This window comes from Campylobacter hyointestinalis subsp. hyointestinalis, assembly GCF_013372145.1.
In the GTDB taxonomy this organism is placed as follows: Bacteria; Campylobacterota; Campylobacteria; order Campylobacterales; family Campylobacteraceae; genus Campylobacter; species Campylobacter hyointestinalis.
In genome coordinates, this window is sequence record NZ_CP053827.1 from 553,260 (window position 1) to 569,246 (window position 15,987).

General features: G+C 33.6%; 21 protein-coding genes. 13 read left to right on the plus strand and 8 right to left on the minus strand.

Annotated features, from left to right (window positions below; all coding sequences use genetic code 11):
• The 6 genes from napG to CHHT_RS02975 are packed head-to-tail and all read left to right on the plus strand — an operon-like array spanning position 1 to position 3,758.
• The gene (napG, locus tag CHHT_RS02950) at positions 1-756 is read left to right on the plus strand and encodes a ferredoxin-type protein NapG (protein ID WP_034962646.1); all 756 of its coding nucleotides are present in this window, start codon (positions 1-3) and stop codon (positions 754-756) included.
• The gene (gene napH / locus CHHT_RS02955; RefSeq protein ID WP_034962647.1) at positions 753-1,538 is read left to right on the plus strand and encodes a quinol dehydrogenase ferredoxin subunit NapH; all 786 of its coding nucleotides are present in this window, start codon (positions 753-755) and stop codon (positions 1,536-1,538) included. Before napG ends, napH begins: the two co-directional genes overlap by 4 nt.
• The gene (locus tag CHHT_RS02960; protein ID WP_059425182.1) at positions 1,535-2,053 is read left to right on the plus strand and encodes a nitrate reductase cytochrome c-type subunit; all 519 of its coding nucleotides are present in this window, start codon (positions 1,535-1,537) and stop codon (positions 2,051-2,053) included. Before napH ends, CHHT_RS02960 begins: the two co-directional genes overlap by 4 nt.
• Positions 2,054-2,057: 4 nt before the next feature.
• On the plus strand, positions 2,058-2,513 hold the full coding sequence (locus CHHT_RS02965) for a 4Fe-4S dicluster domain-containing protein (protein ID WP_034962648.1): 456 nt from the start codon (positions 2,058-2,060) through the stop codon (positions 2,511-2,513).
• A gap of 10 nt (positions 2,514-2,523) precedes the next feature.
• On the plus strand, positions 2,524-3,426 hold the full coding sequence (locus CHHT_RS02970; RefSeq protein WP_034962649.1) for a WD40 repeat domain-containing protein: 903 nt from the start codon (positions 2,524-2,526) through the stop codon (positions 3,424-3,426).
• The gene (locus tag CHHT_RS02975; protein WP_034962650.1) at positions 3,423-3,758 is read left to right on the plus strand and encodes a chaperone NapD; all 336 of its coding nucleotides are present in this window, start codon (positions 3,423-3,425) and stop codon (positions 3,756-3,758) included. Before CHHT_RS02970 ends, CHHT_RS02975 begins: the two co-directional genes overlap by 4 nt.
• On the opposite strand, the gene CHHT_RS02980 is transcribed toward CHHT_RS02975, so the two are convergent.
• The 8 genes from CHHT_RS02980 to CHHT_RS03015 are packed head-to-tail and all read right to left on the minus strand — an operon-like array spanning position 3,759 to position 10,067.
• Positions 3,759-4,547: a phosphatidylserine decarboxylase gene (locus CHHT_RS02980; protein WP_034962651.1), complete on the minus strand. Its 789-nt coding sequence runs from the start codon at positions 4,545-4,547 to the stop codon at positions 3,759-3,761.
• A gap of 3 nt (positions 4,548-4,550) precedes the next feature.
• Positions 4,551-5,651: a metallophosphoesterase gene (locus tag CHHT_RS02985; protein WP_034962652.1), complete on the minus strand. Its 1,101-nt coding sequence runs from the start codon at positions 5,649-5,651 to the stop codon at positions 4,551-4,553.
• A complete protein-coding gene (brnQ, locus tag CHHT_RS02990; protein ID WP_034962653.1) occupies positions 5,648-6,949 on the minus strand; it encodes a branched-chain amino acid transport system II carrier protein in 1,302 nt (433 codons plus the stop codon). The genes CHHT_RS02985 and brnQ overlap by 4 nt, the downstream gene beginning before the upstream one ends.
• An 8-nt stretch (positions 6,950-6,957) precedes the next feature.
• Positions 6,958-7,569 (minus strand): ATP phosphoribosyltransferase, encoded by a 612-nt coding sequence (hisG, locus tag CHHT_RS02995; protein ID WP_034962654.1) that lies wholly within the window; start codon positions 7,567-7,569, stop codon positions 6,958-6,960.
• Positions 7,557-8,189: a type III pantothenate kinase gene (locus CHHT_RS03000; protein ID WP_034962655.1), complete on the minus strand. Its 633-nt coding sequence runs from the start codon at positions 8,187-8,189 to the stop codon at positions 7,557-7,559. Before CHHT_RS03000 ends, hisG begins: the two co-directional genes overlap by 13 nt.
• Positions 8,176-8,502, minus strand: a complete 327-nt coding sequence (locus CHHT_RS03005; RefSeq protein ID WP_034962656.1) for a hypothetical protein — start codon at positions 8,500-8,502, stop codon at positions 8,176-8,178. Before CHHT_RS03005 ends, CHHT_RS03000 begins: the two co-directional genes overlap by 14 nt.
• A gap of 1 nt (position 8,503) precedes the next feature.
• Positions 8,504-9,502: an L-seryl-tRNA selenium transferase gene (locus CHHT_RS03010; protein ID WP_034962657.1), complete on the minus strand. Its 999-nt coding sequence runs from the start codon at positions 9,500-9,502 to the stop codon at positions 8,504-8,506.
• A gap of 4 nt (positions 9,503-9,506) precedes the next feature.
• On the minus strand, positions 9,507-10,067 hold the full coding sequence (locus tag CHHT_RS03015; protein ID WP_034962658.1) for a hypothetical protein: 561 nt from the start codon (positions 10,065-10,067) through the stop codon (positions 9,507-9,509).
• Between the two features lie 207 nt (positions 10,068-10,274).
• Here CHHT_RS03015 and gatC point away from each other — a divergent pair, with 207 nt between their 5' ends.
• The 7 genes from gatC to CHHT_RS03050 are packed head-to-tail and all read left to right on the plus strand — an operon-like array spanning position 10,275 to position 15,984.
• Entirely contained in the window at positions 10,275-10,562 is a 288-nt protein-coding gene (gene gatC, locus CHHT_RS03020) for an Asp-tRNA(Asn)/Glu-tRNA(Gln) amidotransferase subunit GatC (RefSeq protein WP_034962659.1), read from the plus strand.
• Between the two features lie 4 nt (positions 10,563-10,566).
• On the plus strand, positions 10,567-11,634 hold the full coding sequence (locus tag CHHT_RS03025; protein WP_034962660.1) for a type IV pilus twitching motility protein PilT: 1,068 nt from the start codon (positions 10,567-10,569) through the stop codon (positions 11,632-11,634).
• Positions 11,634-12,203 (plus strand): CvpA family protein, encoded by a 570-nt coding sequence (locus CHHT_RS03030; protein WP_230937449.1) that lies wholly within the window; start codon positions 11,634-11,636, stop codon positions 12,201-12,203. Before CHHT_RS03025 ends, CHHT_RS03030 begins: the two co-directional genes overlap by 1 nt.
• 2 nt (positions 12,204-12,205) lie before the next feature.
• A complete protein-coding gene (locus CHHT_RS03035) occupies positions 12,206-12,676 on the plus strand; it encodes a Fur family transcriptional regulator (RefSeq protein ID WP_034962843.1) in 471 nt (156 codons plus the stop codon).
• 14 nt (positions 12,677-12,690) lie between these two features.
• Positions 12,691-14,196, plus strand: coding sequence for a lysine--tRNA ligase (gene lysS, locus CHHT_RS03040; RefSeq protein ID WP_234945122.1), 1,506 nt, complete (start codon positions 12,691-12,693; stop codon positions 14,194-14,196).
• A gap of 1 nt (position 14,197) precedes the next feature.
• Positions 14,198-15,442, plus strand: a complete 1,245-nt coding sequence (locus CHHT_RS03045) for a serine hydroxymethyltransferase (protein ID WP_034962663.1) — start codon at positions 14,198-14,200, stop codon at positions 15,440-15,442.
• Entirely contained in the window at positions 15,442-15,984 is a 543-nt protein-coding gene (locus CHHT_RS03050; RefSeq protein ID WP_034962664.1) for a DUF1882 domain-containing protein, read from the plus strand. The genes CHHT_RS03045 and CHHT_RS03050 overlap by 1 nt, the downstream gene beginning before the upstream one ends.
• The last annotated feature ends 3 nt before the right edge of the window (positions 15,985-15,987 follow it).

The following is a 15,987-nucleotide window of genomic DNA, read 5'->3' on the forward strand; positions in this document are numbered from 1 at the left end:
ATGCAAAGAAGAGAAGCAATAAAACAAGGTTTTAGCTTAGTAGGTCTTTTAGCCGCAGGTGGATTCGCTTATGGCGAATTCGCTAACGCAGAACCTACGCTTAAACTCCGTCCGCCAGCAGCAAGAGACGAAAATGACTTTTTAGCTCTTTGCATTCGCTGTGGGCTCTGTGTTGATGCGTGTCCGTTTGATACGCTGAAATTAGCACAGTTTAGAGACGGTGGAATTGGAATCGGAACTCCGTTTTTCAAACCTCGTGAAATTCCTTGCTATATGTGTACTCATATCCCATGTGCGATCAAGTGTCCGACTGGAGCGTTGGATGTTAAAGCTGTTAGTGATGATGATGGAAAACTTGATATCAACAAAGCTAGAATGGGTATGGCAGTTGTAGATGATAAAGCTTGTATAGCTTATTTTGGTCTTAGATGTGATGCTTGTTATAGGAATTGTCCGCTTATAGATAAAGCTCTTAAACTTGAGTATAAGCACAATGAAAGAACTGGCAAACACGCACTGCTACTTCCTATAGTAGATACTGATGTGTGTACTGGATGTGGTAAATGCGAGCAGTCTTGTATAACCAAGAAGTCTTCTATCACAGTTGTCCCTAGAGAAATTCTAAAAGGCGAAATGAACGATAACTACGTAAAAGGCTGGGAACAAGGTGATGAGGATAGGATCAAAGATAATGATACTAAAATCAAGCTAGATAGCAAGAAAAGTCTAAAATATCTAAATGGAGATGAACTATGAAATTTACTATTTTAAGAAGATTAGTTCAACTTAGCATTATCTTGCTTTTTATTGCCGGCAATGTCTTTGGAATTAAGATTTTACAGGGAAATTTAAGTAGTTCTTTACTGTTTGATACTATAAATTTAAGCGATCCTTTTGCTATATTGCAAATAGCTTTAGCTAGTTTTAGTGTATCTTCAGTAGCAATTACTGGAGCTGTGATCGTTTTTGTATTTTATGCGCTCATTGCTCCTCGTGCATTTTGTGGCTGGGTCTGTCCTGTAAATATCCTTACTGATTTTGGGGCTTTTTTAAGAACAAAATTAAAAATAGGTAAAAATATCTTAAATGTAAGTCAAAATTTGAGATATTATTTACTAGCTTTAAGTCTTATATTTAGTTTGATCTTTGGTATAGCTACGTTTGAGAGTATAAGCTTTGTAAATGCGTTTAATAGAAATCTGTTTTACTTAAGCTATAGCGCTATTAGCGTAGCTGTTGTTATTGTTATGATTGAGACTTTTGTAGGTAAAAGACTTATTTGTTCTCATATTTGTCCGCTTGGAGCGTTTTATGCGATTGTCAGTAAATTTAGTCTGATTCGTGTTAAATATGACTTAAATAAATGTAGCAAATGCTATAGATGTAAAGCGGTTTGCCCTGAAGAGAGAGTTTTGGATCTAGTTGGTATTAAAGATGGTATCATTAGCAGCGAATGTATAAGCTGCGGTAAATGTATAGAGGCTTGTAATGATGATGCTATCAACTTTAGTATATTAAAATTTGGAGATAATAAATGAAAACTATTATGCTTTGTTTAGCTGCGGCATTATGTATAAGTGCTTGCAGCTTAGCTAATAAAAAACCTGTTGCAGATACTGAAATAGGTCTTAGAACAGTTGATTTGAACGATGAGACTAACGTTACAAATCCTGAGATAAAATGGGTGGGTGATGCACCTGGCGTAAATAAAAGATTTGATAGAAGCTTTGAAAATGCGCCTCCTCTTATCCCGCATAGCCTAGATGGATTAGTGCCTATAACTAAGGATTTAAATAGCTGCCTTACTTGTCATACTCCAGAAGTGGCAAAAGATGCCGGAACTATTCCAGCTCCTAAAAGTCACCTTGTAGACCTAAGAACAGGAAAAGATCTAAAAGGACAAGTTAGCGATGAGAGATTTAACTGTACTCAATGTCACGTACCTCAAGCAGACGTTAAGCCTCTTAAACAAAATAACTTTAAAGCTGACTTTAGATATAAAGATAGCAATGAGAGTTCAAATTTACTTGATATCTTAAATCAAGGAATATAATCAAATGCCTGATCTTTCAAAAAGAAGGGTATTTGGTAAGATTTTAGGGAAACAAAAACCTAAGATAATAACGCCACCGTATTTTGGTGGCGTTTTTGATTGTTTAGAGTGTAGTGGACTTTGCGCCCAAGTTTGTCATAGAGATCTGCTCTCATTAGAAGATGGAGTCGTTAAATTTGACGCAAAAAAATTTGGCTGTGACTTTTGTGAAGAGTGTGCTAAGATTTGTCCGAATGGTGTTTTAAGCCCCTTAAATCAGGCAATTATAGATGCAAAAACTACTATAAATGTAAATGCGTGTCTTGCGTGGAATGATGTTATTTGTTATAACTGTTTTGATATTTGTAAGTTTAAAGCTATTGATTATCTCGGAGTTTTTCGCCCTATGATCAATGAAAAATGTGTGAATTGCGCAGAGTGCGTTTCTGCTTGTTTTAAAAATGCTATTTGTATAGAATGAAAGGATAGATATGAAATTTTTTGTAGTTTTATTTAGTTTTTTTATGGTTTTATTTGCAGATTCTAAGCTGGACTTAGATGCAAATGTCGTAGGTGTAAAACTAGATCAAAACACGCTTTTTATAGGACTTGATAGTGGAGAACTATATGATTATGACCTTAAAAATAAAAGCCTAACAAAGATACTAGAACTACCAAAAATTTCAACAACTACACAAGAAAATATCGGTTCTAGGATCAGCGGTATAGATGTTTTTAAAGATAAAATAGCTTTTATATATGAAACCGATAATAAACTTAAAAAAGTAGGCGTTTTTGATGGAAAGCTCACTTCATTTGATGTAGAAGAGGGTATAAAAGGAATATTTTTTCTAAATGAAAATTTGATCTTACTTGTTAGTTTGGGTAGTGAAGTATACTATCTAGATCTAAACTCTAAAAAGATTACTTTAGAAGCAAAACTTAGCTATTCTTCTTGGATAAGTGAAAGTGTTTATCTAGCTAGCAGTTCTTATTTAGTTGCTGTTAGCGAGGGTGGAGTCGTATATTATTTTGATGTTAAAACTAAAAAAGTAGTTAAAGAGCTACCTATACAAAAAGATATATTATATAGCGTAGGTGCTGTGGGAGATAAATTTTTAGCTGGTTCGGCTGAAAATTTAGCTTATTATTTTGATGGAGAAAAACCACATATCTTTAAAACAAACAACAAACATGTTTTTAGAGTCGGTTTGAGTGAGAATTTCGGAGCGTATTATACTGAGGACGGCATAGATATATTTAGCACAAATAACGCTGAGCCGTTTAAACATATCAATTATGATAAAGAGCAAGTAAGCTATCTTTTATTTTGGAATGATACCTTGATAAGTGTTAGCTACGACAATACAATCTATTTTTGGAGTATAAGATGAATATTTCAAGCGTTGTGATAAATGTTGCGGATTTAAATTTGATGAGCGAGATCGCGAACCTAGTCTCAGATATAGACGGTTGTGAAGTTGTTGCACAAAATGAAAATAAGATAGTGGCCCTCATCGAATCGCAAAGCTTTGATGATGAGATAAAATCATATAAAAGCATAGAAAGACTTCCTGGCATAGCCACGGTATCTATGATATATAGCTATCAAAACCTAGATGAAGATATAGAAAAATCAAACAATAACAATATAGGTGATATACTCAGAAAGATAGACGAATCAAGCATAGATGATATAGAGTATCACGGAAATCCTACTGTTTAGTTAGGCCTTGCCTATAGAGCATCCAAATTTTAGCTTATCTCCTGCTTTTATATCGTAGGAGATCACGCCTTTTTTACTTATTATTACTATGGTTGAGCCAAGTTCGAAATTTCCTATATGCTCTCCCTTTTTTAAATTTAGATTATCGTATGTATAAAATGCTCGCTTACCATTTGCATTTGTATTGATACGAGGTTCAAAGTCAAATTTCATTTTACCGACGTTTAGAGCTCCTACAAAAACTATCCATATAAAACACCCATTATCAAGCTTAGCTTTTATCACGACTCTTTCATTTTTAGAGTAAAGATTATCTACTTTTTGTAGCCATTTTGGAGCTACACTAAAAAGCTTACCAGGAATATATAGTAAATTTAATATTTGCAAGTTTTGTGGTGCGTGATAATGATGATAATCTTTAGGTGATAAATATATATTTAGATAATCAAACTCACCTTGCAACTCTTCTTTACAAAAGCTTTGTTCTAAAAGTTCGTCTATCTTGTACGAGAAGTTTTTTATGCTATAAGCGGTATTTAAGTTGCCGGTTTTACATTCTAAGCAAACGCCATCACTAGGAGAGATAAATCCATCTTCTAGCTCTCTTTGTTTTTTTAACGTTCTGGTAAATAGGGCGTTTAAGCTATCAAATTTATCCACGCTGTCAAATTCGCTCATATCTATTTTAAATTTTTTAACATACCATTTATTTATCAAATTTTGCACTGGTTTTGGAAATTTATGATGCGCTATGAGACCAAAGTAGTTTGAAAATTTATTATAATCCATATTTTAGCCTTCCTTATTTAAGCTTAGATATACTATTTCGCTTTTACTTAGTATCCTCATAGGAGGACCCCAGAAACCAACCCCACTACTTACTAGAAGTTGCATTTTTTTACTGAGTTTATATAGCCCATATACGTATTTTTGATCTAGCCAAACAAGAAGTGAAAATGGAAAGATCTGTCCTGCGTGAGTATGCCCACATACTGCAAGATCCACTTCGCCATTTAAATACGATAAGGATTTTGGTTGATGAGTTAGCAGCACAGTGGGTAATGCTCTGTCTAAATTCGCTAATGCTTTAGAAAAATCCGGTTTATGTGTATTCATTTTTAAACCGGCTATATCATAGACTCCGGCTAAATTTATTCCACCGAAACTTACGCTTTCATTTTCTAAAACCTTTAAATTTAGGCTTTTAAATTTAACCAAAAGTTCTTTTATCCCGTGATAATACTCGTGATTTCCTACTACTAAAAACGTACCGAATTTGGATCTTAAGTCGTTTAGTGGATCTAGTATATCTCCAAGTTTATCGGCGCTAAGATCGACTATATCGCCTACTAAAAATACAGCATCTACGTTTAAACTATTTACTTGATCCACAAGCCCTTGTAAAAAATCTTTTCGTAAAAACTCTCCTATGTGTATATCGCTTAGGATTGCTATATTTAGTGATTGTTTTAAGTTTTCAAGCGTTACTTTTCTAAATGTAATCACGGTATTGTAGCTGGCATTATAAACGCCTTTAAATAGATATGAAAAAAATCCTATGAGTACAGTTATATCTAGTAAAAACTTTAGCGCCTTTCTTCTACTTTTATTGAATTTAGAAGTTCCAAAAAGCAGTCCATCATAAAGAATAAGTACGCAAAATAGCATAAAACTGATACCGATAGAAAATATAGATATTTTATAGATTATTCCGTGTAGTTCGCCATTTTTTAGGCTTATGAAAAATAATAACTCAAATATAAATAATAAAATAAAAATTACGGCTAATGATTTTTTAAATTTCATAAGAACATAATTTTTGCTTAGCGATCTGTAAGAATAAAAATTTATAAATATAAACAGTAAGCTAGCCGTGATAGCAAAATAACTCAATAATTTCCCTTTTTTTGTAATATAAAAATTATATATGTTACACAAAAACACGCAAGAGCCGGTATTATCCAGCCAAGTCCAATATCATAAAATGGAATAAATCTAAATAAATTTGATAAAGATTCTATATTTGCTCCTGTATTTTCTAGTGAATATACTATGCTTACCATAAGTGTGACATACACGCATACTCTATAAATGAGTTTTGATGATTCGATATAGTTGTTCATAAGAGCCAAAATGATAAGCATAATGGATACTGGATAAAACGAGCTTAATATAGGAATGCTATAGGTTAGTATGCCATCAAGTCCTAGATTTGTCATAAATAGACTTAGAAAACACCATAAAAATACCCAAAATTTGTATTTGAGCTTAGGAAGCAGTGAGCTAAAATAATCACTAGCAGAGCTTACTAGTCCGACTGTCGTAGTAAAACAAGCCAGTAAAAATATAGCCCCCAATATAAATTTACCATAATATCCAAAGAGATATGTCGTTACAGAAGACAAAATAGACGCACCGTTTTTTGTATCTGGAAAAAGAGTAGCGCTACTAGCTCCAAGATATGAAAGCGCCATATATATACTCATTAGTATTATACCAGCTAGTATGCCTGATTTTATCGTAGCACTTACTAAATGTTTTTCATTTTTTATACCGATGTTTTTCATCGCATTTATGACTACTATCCCAAAAACTAGCGACGCCATAGCATCCATAGTCTGATATCCGTCTAAAAATCCACTAGACATAGGATTTGAGGCGTATCTTTGAGATGATATACCAAACTCGCCCATAGGATTTATGAGAGATGCTACAAAAAGTACAAATATAAGTATAAGCATGATAGGCGCCATCCATTTTCCTATGGCGTCTATCATTGTCGTTTTGTTTATACATACTAGGTAGTTTGCTATAAAGTATATAACGCTATAAATAAATAATAAATTATCTCCTACTATAGGCGCTAAACTAACCTCATAAGGCATACTCGCCGCTCGTGGTATGGCTAAAAGCGGACCTATGGTTATATAAACTAGCACCGTAAAGGTTAAGGCAAATACCTTATCTACTCTATTTACTAGATTATCTAAGCTTTTACTTCTTGCTACTGCTGCTATGCCGAGTACTGGAAGCGCTACTGCGGTCATACAAAAAAATAGTATGGCTTGGTATAGATTATCCCCAGCTTCTTTTCCTACCATAGGCGGAAAGATAAAATTTCCTGCACCAAAAAACATAGAAAATAGCATCAAAGATATGATAAGAAAATCGCTTTTAAGTAGTGTTTTCAAATTTAAGCCTAGTTGATGACTGCGTTTATCTTATGATACAAAGACAATATCTCTTCTCTTTTTACGATAAAACTATTTTTATTTGATATGAGATGAGCCGAGCTATCCATTATGGCTTCTGCGACTTTTAGACCGTTTTGTTTCATAGTGGTTCCAGTCTCTACGATATCGACTATAGCGTCACTTAGTCCAACTATCGGAGCTAATTCTATGGAGCCATATAGTTTTATAATCTTCACTGCTGTTGCTTTTTTTGCAAAATAGTTTCTAGTGATATTTGGCATTTTTGTTGCTATTTTTATCTCTGGTTTGCTGTAGTCTAGCGTATCGTTATTTTTTATACCTATGCAAACCTTACAAACTCCTAGTTTTAGATCTAAAAGACGAAGTACGTCTACTTGATGTTCTTCTAAAACGTCAAGTCCTACTACTCCGATATCTGCTGCGCCGTTAGTAACGTACGTTGGAATATCTTGATTTCTAACCATTAAAAACTCAAAATTTCCTTTTTTCATCGTGAGTTTTCTATCTTCAAATTCAAAGTTATCATCAAAGATCTTGCTAAAGATCTCCAAAGTTTCATCGGCAATCCTGCCTTTTGGTAAAGCTACTGTAAGCAAAAAATCTCCTTATTTTCATCTATGGCTTTTTGTATACCGCGAAAGACTAAAGCTCTATCGTATATGGCATTTTTAAAAAATCTTGATAAAAACTCGCCGTCTCCACCAGTAAAATATATAGGTTTGTCATTTGAAAGCTCTTCAATGAGTAGTATGATCGGTTTTATAGTTCCATAGCTTATAGCGTCAGTCGTTTTTTGAGGCAAGCAGTCTAGATCTATGGCTGAGTTTAATGGTTTATCAAGTCTATTAGATATAGTTTTTAAGGCTTTTAACGTAGTTGAAATTCCTGGAAGTATCAATCCTCCAAGATGTACGCCATTTGACATCACATCCATAGTTATAGCACTTCCAGCGTCTACTACAAGACCAGTATTTATACTATAACAAGCCGCCGCTCGGTCTATACCAAGCCCTATGTAAGTCGTATTAAATTTAATAAATTCGCTCATATCTATAAACATAGGATCGTTTAATTTATCTGTGATCTTGTCATTGACGTTTATAAAATGCACTTTTTCATCAGGCTGCCAGACCCTAAATTTATCTATCTCTAAATTCCATATCTTTCTATCTTTATAGAAGGTGGCAGTGGTATTTCCTATATCACATAAAAGCATGAAATTTCCAGTCTTTTGTTTGAGTTATGATCTTAGAACAAATTTGAGAGTTATAAAACAAAATATGCTTTTTTATATTTGTATCAAATTTAGTCTCTATAAGTTTACAGATATCAAAAAGTTCTTCAAATTCTTTTTTTAGCAACTTACTTTTAGCATTTCTAAAAAAAACAAGCGTATAAAAGTTGTTTTTATCTATGCCAAAAAACAGCTGATAACTGCGCCTTTTGCTAAAATCGCTAAAATTTAAAGTCTTTAAATTTTTAAGTAGGATTTTATTTGCATTAAAAATTTCGCAAATTTGATTATCCATATTATCTGATTTCTAAAATCTTATCATCATAATAAAATGCACGTTTTCCAGCAAAACTCTTATCTTTTATCTCTGAGTTTAGCTCTATAACTTCGCTATTTTTTAGATCTAGATCTGTTTTGATAAGATAGCCGGTTTTTTCAAATACATATAAATTGTCGCCACTTGGTATGATATTTGAAAAAATAGCAAACTTAAACTCTTTTTTCGCTAAAGAATTTAGCTCCAAGTCAGTAACTTCGATATTTCCGTCTTTTAGTAAAATAAATATTTTATTTTGATATAGCAAAACGTCTTTTATCTGTCCGTCATAATATTTTGTATTATTTGGGCTGATCATCATAACCTTAGTAGCAGTTGCCGCAAACATTTTATCTTGGATAATGTCTAAGAAAATGATATTGTTAAAAAACGGTTCGCTACTTACTACGGCGTCTCTTATTATCGCTCCTTTTGCTTTGTCTACTATCATGATTTTTCCATCTAATGTAGGATATATGATGATAGAATTTAAAAATACTGGCGCGGCCGCTCTGGAGTCTTGAGCGTATGTGTCGCCGATGGTGTATTGTAAGCTTACACTATCATTGTTTATATCTATAAGATATATAGTGTTATTTGAGCTAAGCGCCGCAAGCATCTGTCCTTCTATGGACGCTGAAATGATTGCGTTATTGAATTTTCTTTCATATATGGTTTGAGTATTATCTATGACTTTAAGCGTTCCGTCTAAATTTGAGATGATAAATTTACCTTCGAATTCGCCGATAAAGCTGTCATTTTTAGCCAATTTTATATTTTTAGATAGACCGTTTTTTGTGATTATTTCACCGTCTTCAAGCGTAGCACCGTTTCTTGCTGTATATTTTATGCTAGAAGGAAGATCATTTGTATAGCTCATCTCTTTTGAAACTTCAGTCGGCTCGAAATATTGTCTTTTTGTAGTACAACCGGTTAATATTAGCAAAGCACAAGCTGTAAAGATCAGTGATTTTTTCATTGTTTTATTTTCCTTGATAATGTTCTAGGTTCTTATATATAGGAGTTAGTGGAGAGTTATTTGGGATCTTTGCAAACTCTATTTTGGCTTGATTTATCTTATTTTGTTTTAGCAGATCAAAACCTTTTAAGAGTGCGTCATAACTTGATAAAATTCCATCAGTACTCTGATTTTTACTGTTCTCTATGATATTTTTTAAAAGTGGATCTATGTCTAAGCTTAAAGCCTCATCTAAAAGATTTGTGCTATTTGTATCTGCTGCGTTTTTTATCGCGTAAAGTGCAAATAAAGATGGCGCTTTATTTTTTAAAGTATTCATAGCAGCAACATCATTTGGTGATATTAAAAGTTTATTATAAGCTTCATTTGCACTGCTTAAATTTGACTCTTTTACGTAGCTATTTATAGCATAACCGATCAATAAAATAACCAAAATCGCCACGATAACGACAATGATTTTTTTGTTTTTCCTTAAAAACCTCTCGCTTCTTATAGCGTTTTCTAAAAAATGTTCCTCTGAGCTTAGTTCATTCTTAATGTAACCGATATCATCTTTTATAGGCAAAGTCGTTTCCTTAAAATATAAATTTTTGGCAATTCTATCATATTTTATCTTGCATAATCCTTTATGAATTTCGTAATTTTATAGTCTAGTATTATTTGAATTTGCATTTTTCAAAATATAGATAATTTTGATAATTTATTTGTGATTCCCCAACAAATTCAAGCTAAAATGTGTTATAATTGTTCAAAAACGTTAGTTGGAGAGATTATGCAAATTGATGATAAAATGCTTGAAAAGCTTGAAAAACTGAGTGCTTTTACGATACCTGAACAAAATCGCAATGAATTTAAAGAGCAATTAGGAAAAATCGTGGATTTTGTCGAAGTGCTAAATGAGTTAAATTTGGACGACATAGAAGCTACGATAAGTACTATTAGCGGTGGAACTCCTTTTAGGGAAGATATCCCAAATGAATCTGGCGTTATCGATACTATACTTAAATTTGCTCCAAAAAAAGAAGATAGATATTTTGAAGTTCCAAAAATCATAGAGTAATTTAATGAGTATAAATATAGAAAAGCTTCTAAAAACTTTGGTTTATAACAAAGGTAGTGATCTACATCTAGTCGCTAGAAGCGAACCTCAGATCCGTGTAAGTGGAGTTTTGAGACCTTTACAGTGCGGAATTTTAGATGGAGATGATGTAGAAAATTTATGTTATACGGTGCTTACAGACGCACAAAAAAGCGATCTAGAGGAAAATAAAGAATTAGACTTTTCTATAGAGTTACCTGGCATAGGTCGTTTTAGGGGAAATTGCTATTATACTATGAACGGTAGTTTAGCCGCGGCTTTTCGTATGATTCCTTTAGAAATCCCAAGCTTAGATGATCTAAAAGCTCCTGAGATATTTAAGGATATAGTGAGACGAGAAAAAGGGCTTGTTTTGGTCACAGGACCTACTGGTAGTGGCAAATCAACTACTTTAGCAGCTATGCTAAATGAGATAAACTTAACTGAGAGAAAGCATATCATTACTATAGAAGATCCTATAGAATTTGTTCATAAAAATAAAAAATCTCTCTTTTCTCATAGAAATATAGGAACCGATACAAAGACATTTGCTAGTGCTTTAAAGTACGCTCTTAGGGAAGATCCAGATATTATATTAGTAGGAGATCTGCGCGATATAGAAGCTATATCTATCGCGATATCTGCAGCAGAAACAGGGCATTTGGTATTTGGCACTTTGCATACAAACTCAGCCATACAGACTGTAAATAGGATAGTAGATAGTTTTGATGAGAGCGAGCAAGCTCAGATAAGAAATATGCTTAGTATATCTTTGCATGCTGTCATATCTCAAGTGCTAGTTCCATTAACTAGCGGCGGTAGGATCGCCATACATGAGATACTCATCAATAATCCTGCTATATCAAATTTAATAAGAGAGAATAAAATACATCAAATTTATTCTCAGTTGCAGCTAAATCAGCAAAATACCGGTATGCAAACGCAAACTCAAGATATGGAAAGAGCATTTAAATCAGGGCTTATAACAAAAGATAATGCTCTTAGATACTCGACAAATAAACAAGAATTAATAGGAAAGATAGGGCATTTATAATGATGAATTTAGTGACTTGGTTTGACATCATCGTCATAGCTTTAGTTGTGATCCTTGGCATAAAAGGGTTGATAAACGGTTTTGTCAAAGAAATTTTTGGTCTTATAGGTCTTATAGGTGGTGTTGTAGTAGCAAGTAGAAATGCTACTTTAGTAGGCGGTTTGATCAGCGATCATATTTATAAATTAAACGAATCTTCTTCTTTCTTTTTTGGCTTTTTAGCAACGCTCGTTATCTTTTGGGTGGTATGCTTGGTAGCTGGAAATTTAGTCTCAAAAATGCTTACGTTTAGCGGTTTGGGATTTTTAGATAGGATACTTGGATTTTTTATAGGTAGTGCAAAAATATTTTTGGTATTTGCTATATTTGCGGCGATTATTTCAAATATAAATATTCTTAGCCAAAAAATAGAGCCGTATTTCGATGGCAGTAAAGTTTATCCGCTACTTTTATCTAGCGGTAAATTTATAATGAATGTCGATATAAATCAAACCAAACAAGAGATATTAGATATGACTGGTACTGACAATAACGTATCTGATACTAACGAAAGCATAAAGGAGAAATAGTGATCGGCGTAGAAAATATAGAATACGATACGCTTTTAGAACGTTTCAAGAAAGTTCTAAGAGACAATGCTCTAAAATACACTAAACAAAGAGAAGTTTTACTAAAAACTTTATATAATAATAGCGATCATTTTACTCCTGAGCAGCTTTATTTATATATTAAAGATGGGCATCCGGAGTTAAATTTAGGAATAGCCACTGTATATAGAACCCTAAATTTATTAGAAGAATCAGGAATGGTGACTTCTATAAGTTTTGGGGCTCAAGGTAAAAAATTCGAACTAGCCACAAAGCCTCATCATGACCATATGATATGTAGGAGTTGTGGTCGTATAATAGAATTTGAAGACCCTACTATAGAAAAAAGACAGATGATAATAGCAAAAGAAAACGGTTTCAGACTTACTGGGCATATGATGCAGCTTTATGGCGTCTGTTCGGCTTGCGAAGATAAAAAACAAAAAAGGAAATAAAGGTATATTAAGTGATTTTTGAGAATGAATTAGAAATAACAAGGTTAGCTAAGGCTGATGAATTAAGAAAACAAGGCATCAATCCATACCCACATTTTTTGAAAAAAGATATGAGTATCGGCGAGTTTAAAAATAAATTCGCATACATAAAAGATTTGGATACGGAAGAAAAAAAAGCAGACGAAGAAGTAACTATTTCAGGGCGTTTGAAACTCAAAAGAGTAGCTGGAAAATCAACATTTGCAAATATGGAAGACGAAGATGATAATATCCAAATTTATTACTCTTTAGGAAGTATTGGCGAAGAAGATTATACTAAATTTAAAAAAAATCTTGAAGTTGGAGACGTCGTTTTAGTCACAGGTTATGCTTTTGTGACAAAAACAGGCGAGTTTAGTATCCACGCTAGTAAGATAGTATTAGCTAGTAAAGCCATTAGCCCACTTCCAGAGAAATTTCATGGACTTACTGATATCGAGATGAGATATCGCCAAAGATATCTTGATATGATAATGAATAAAGACGTTAGAAGCGACTTTTGTAAGCGTTCGCTCATTGTTAGCACCATAAGAAGATTTTTTGAAGATAGAGGATTTTTAGAGGTCGAAACACCTATGATGCATCCAATTGCAGGCGGCGCAAATGCTAAGCCATTTATCACTCATCATAATGCTCTTGATGTTGATAGATATCTTAAGATCGCACCAGAGCTTTATCTAAAAAGGCTTGTTGTAGGCGGTATGGAAGCGGTGTTTGAGATGAATCGTTGCTTTAGAAACGAAGGTATGGATCTTACTCATAATCCGGAATTTACAAGCATTGAGTTTTACTGGGCGTGGCATAATTATTTTGAAGTTATGGATCTAACAGAAGAGCTTTTTGCTACTTTATTAGATAAACTAAATTTACCTAAAATAATAGAATTTGATGGTAAGATGATAGATTTTTCTAAGCCGTTTGCTAGAGTAAATTATATAGATGCTATAGTAGAAATAGGCGGTGTAAGCAGAGATATCGTAACAAATAAAGAAAAAATTCTAGCCAAACTAAGAGAAGATAAATTTGAAGCAAACGACAAGCTAGATCTTGGACATTTACAAGCCGAGTTGTTTGATAACTATGTAGAAGACAAGCTGATAAATCCAACTTTTATAGTGGATTTTCCTATCTCTATAAGTCCGCTTTCAAGAAGAAGTGATAAAGATAGTAGTGTAGCTGAGAGATTTGAGCTGTTTATTGCTGGACGTGAGCTTGCAAATGCGTTTAATGAGCTAAATGATCCGATAGATCAATATGGAAGATTTAAAGCGCAGATCGAAGCAAAAAATGCAGGCGATGACGAAGCTCACGAGATGGATGAAGACTATTGTCAAGCACTTGGATATGCTATGCCTCCGACTGTAGGTTGGGGACTTGGGGTAGATAGATTGGTTATGCTGTTATTGAACAAAAAATCAATCAGAGATGTTATACTTTTTCCGGCTATGAAACCATTAAAAACAGAAAATCAAGGAGAATAATATGAATTTAGAAACTTTTGACAAAGATATTTACTCTTTAGTAAATAAAGAGCTTACTAGACAATGCGACCATCTTGAGATGATAGCTAGCGAAAACTTCACATATCCAGAAGTTATGGAAGTTATGGGCTCGATCCTTACAAATAAATATGCTGAGGGCTACCCTGGTAAAAGATATTATGGCGGTTGTGAGTTTGTAGATGAGATAGAACAAATAGCTATAGATAGATGTAAAAAACTTTTTGGTTGCGAGTTTGCAAATGTTCAGCCAAATAGCGGTAGTCAAGCAAATCAAGGTGTTTATGGAGCATTTTTAAAACCGGGCGATAAAATCTTAGGTATGGATCTAAGTCATGGCGGACACCTTACTCACGGATCAAAAGTCTCAAGCTCAGGTAAAACTTATGAGAGCTTTTTTTACGGTGTAGAGCTTGATGGACGTATAAATTACGATAAAGTAGAAGAAATAGCAAATATCACAAAACCGAAAATGATAGTTTGTGGTGCTAGCGCTTATGCTAGAGAGATTGACTTTAAAAGATTTAGAGAGATAGCTGATAGCGTTGGAGCATATCTTTTTGCTGATGTTGCCCATATAGCAGGTCTTGTAGTAGCAGGTGAGCACAATAGTCCTTTCCCTCATTGCCATGTTGTCAGCTCTACTACCCACAAAACACTAAGAGGCCCAAGAGGCGGTATCATCATGACAAATGATGAAGAATTTGCTAAAAAAATAAATAGTTCTATATTCCCAGGAATTCAAGGTGGACCGCTTATGCATGTGATCGCAGGTAAAGCAGTCGGATTTAAACACAACTTAAGTGATGAATGGAAAGTTTATGCTAAACAAGTAAAAGCAAACGCTAAAAAACTAGGTGAAATACTTATAAAAAGAGGATATGATCTAGTAAGTGGCGGAACAGACAATCACCTTGTTCTAGTAAGCTTTTTAAATAAAGAATTTAGTGGAAAAGACGCTGATATCGCTCTTGGTAATGCTGGAATAACAGTAAATAAAAATACGGTTCCAGGAGAAACTAGAAGCCCATTTGTAACAAGTGGTATAAGAGTAGGTAGTCCAGCGCTTACTGCAAGAGGTATGAAAGAGGGCGAGTTTGAGCTTATCGCAAACCGTATAGCAGATGTTTTAGATGATATAAATAACACTTCAAAACAAGAAAAAATAAAAGCCGAATTAAAAGATTTAGCTCATCAATTTATCATTTATGATAAGGCAATGTTTTAATGCAAAGTATAGATCTTACTTTAATTAAAATGATAACAGATCATTATTTTATAAAACGTGATACAATTTTACAAAAGATAGAGTATAAGGGTCGTTATTTTTTTGATAAATTTGAAAGGATAAATGAACCTCTTAGTTACGGTGTGCAAAAAGATCATGAAGAGGGTAAGATCATAGCTGCCCATTCTTTGATCAGCAAAGACAATAAAGTCGAAAATATAGTTTTTGATTATAACGGCAGAACTCCTGAAAGGTTTTGGCATAAAGCGCAGCTATTACTTAGAGAAGAGGGCTTTATAAATTTTACTGCCTATCAGAGTAAAACTCCTGGGCATTTGCATCTTTATGTGCATAAAGGTCATACTACTTTGAGTGAGGGTTACCAGATAGCAAATAAGTTATCTATAATGCTAGCACAAAAACTGCCTAAAGAGTGGAGAATGTTTCCTACTCTTGATATGCCTATAGAGTTCAATATATTAGCGTTGCCTTATGAGCTATATCAAAAAGAGCGTGGGGCTAGTTGGTCTAAACATATGTAAGGG

Bases quoted from the DNA above. Each gene is read 5' to 3' on its own strand.
- napG (WP_034962646.1), top strand. From the start codon at position 1: ATGCAAAGAAGAGAAGCAATAAAACAAGGTTTTAGCTTAGTAGGTCTT.
- napH (WP_034962647.1), top strand. From the start codon at position 753: ATGAAATTTACTATTTTAAGAAGATTAGTTCAACTTAGCATTATCTTG.
- CHHT_RS02960 (WP_059425182.1), top strand. From the start codon at position 1,535: ATGAAAACTATTATGCTTTGTTTAGCTGCGGCATTATGTATAAGTGCT.
- CHHT_RS02965 (WP_034962648.1), top strand. From the start codon at position 2,058: ATGCCTGATCTTTCAAAAAGAAGGGTATTTGGTAAGATTTTAGGGAAA.
- CHHT_RS02970 (WP_034962649.1), top strand. From the start codon at position 2,524: ATGAAATTTTTTGTAGTTTTATTTAGTTTTTTTATGGTTTTATTTGCA.
- CHHT_RS02975 (WP_034962650.1), top strand. From the start codon at position 3,423: ATGAATATTTCAAGCGTTGTGATAAATGTTGCGGATTTAAATTTGATG.
- CHHT_RS02980 (WP_034962651.1), bottom strand. From the start codon at position 4,547: ATGGATTATAATAAATTTTCAAACTACTTTGGTCTCATAGCGCATCAT.
- CHHT_RS03000 (WP_034962655.1), bottom strand. From the start codon at position 8,189: ATGCTTTTATGTGATATAGGAAATACCACTGCCACCTTCTATAAAGAT.
- CHHT_RS03005 (WP_034962656.1), bottom strand. From the start codon at position 8,502: ATGGATAATCAAATTTGCGAAATTTTTAATGCAAATAAAATCCTACTT.
- CHHT_RS03010 (WP_034962657.1), bottom strand. From the start codon at position 9,502: ATGAAAAAATCACTGATCTTTACAGCTTGTGCTTTGCTAATATTAACC.
- gatC (WP_034962659.1), top strand. From the start codon at position 10,275: ATGCAAATTGATGATAAAATGCTTGAAAAGCTTGAAAAACTGAGTGCT.
- CHHT_RS03025 (WP_034962660.1), top strand. From the start codon at position 10,567: ATGAGTATAAATATAGAAAAGCTTCTAAAAACTTTGGTTTATAACAAA.
- CHHT_RS03030 (WP_230937449.1), top strand. From the start codon at position 11,634: ATGATGAATTTAGTGACTTGGTTTGACATCATCGTCATAGCTTTAGTT.
- CHHT_RS03045 (WP_034962663.1), top strand. From the start codon at position 14,198: ATGAATTTAGAAACTTTTGACAAAGATATTTACTCTTTAGTAAATAAA.
- CHHT_RS03050 (WP_034962664.1), top strand. From the start codon at position 15,442: ATGCAAAGTATAGATCTTACTTTAATTAAAATGATAACAGATCATTAT.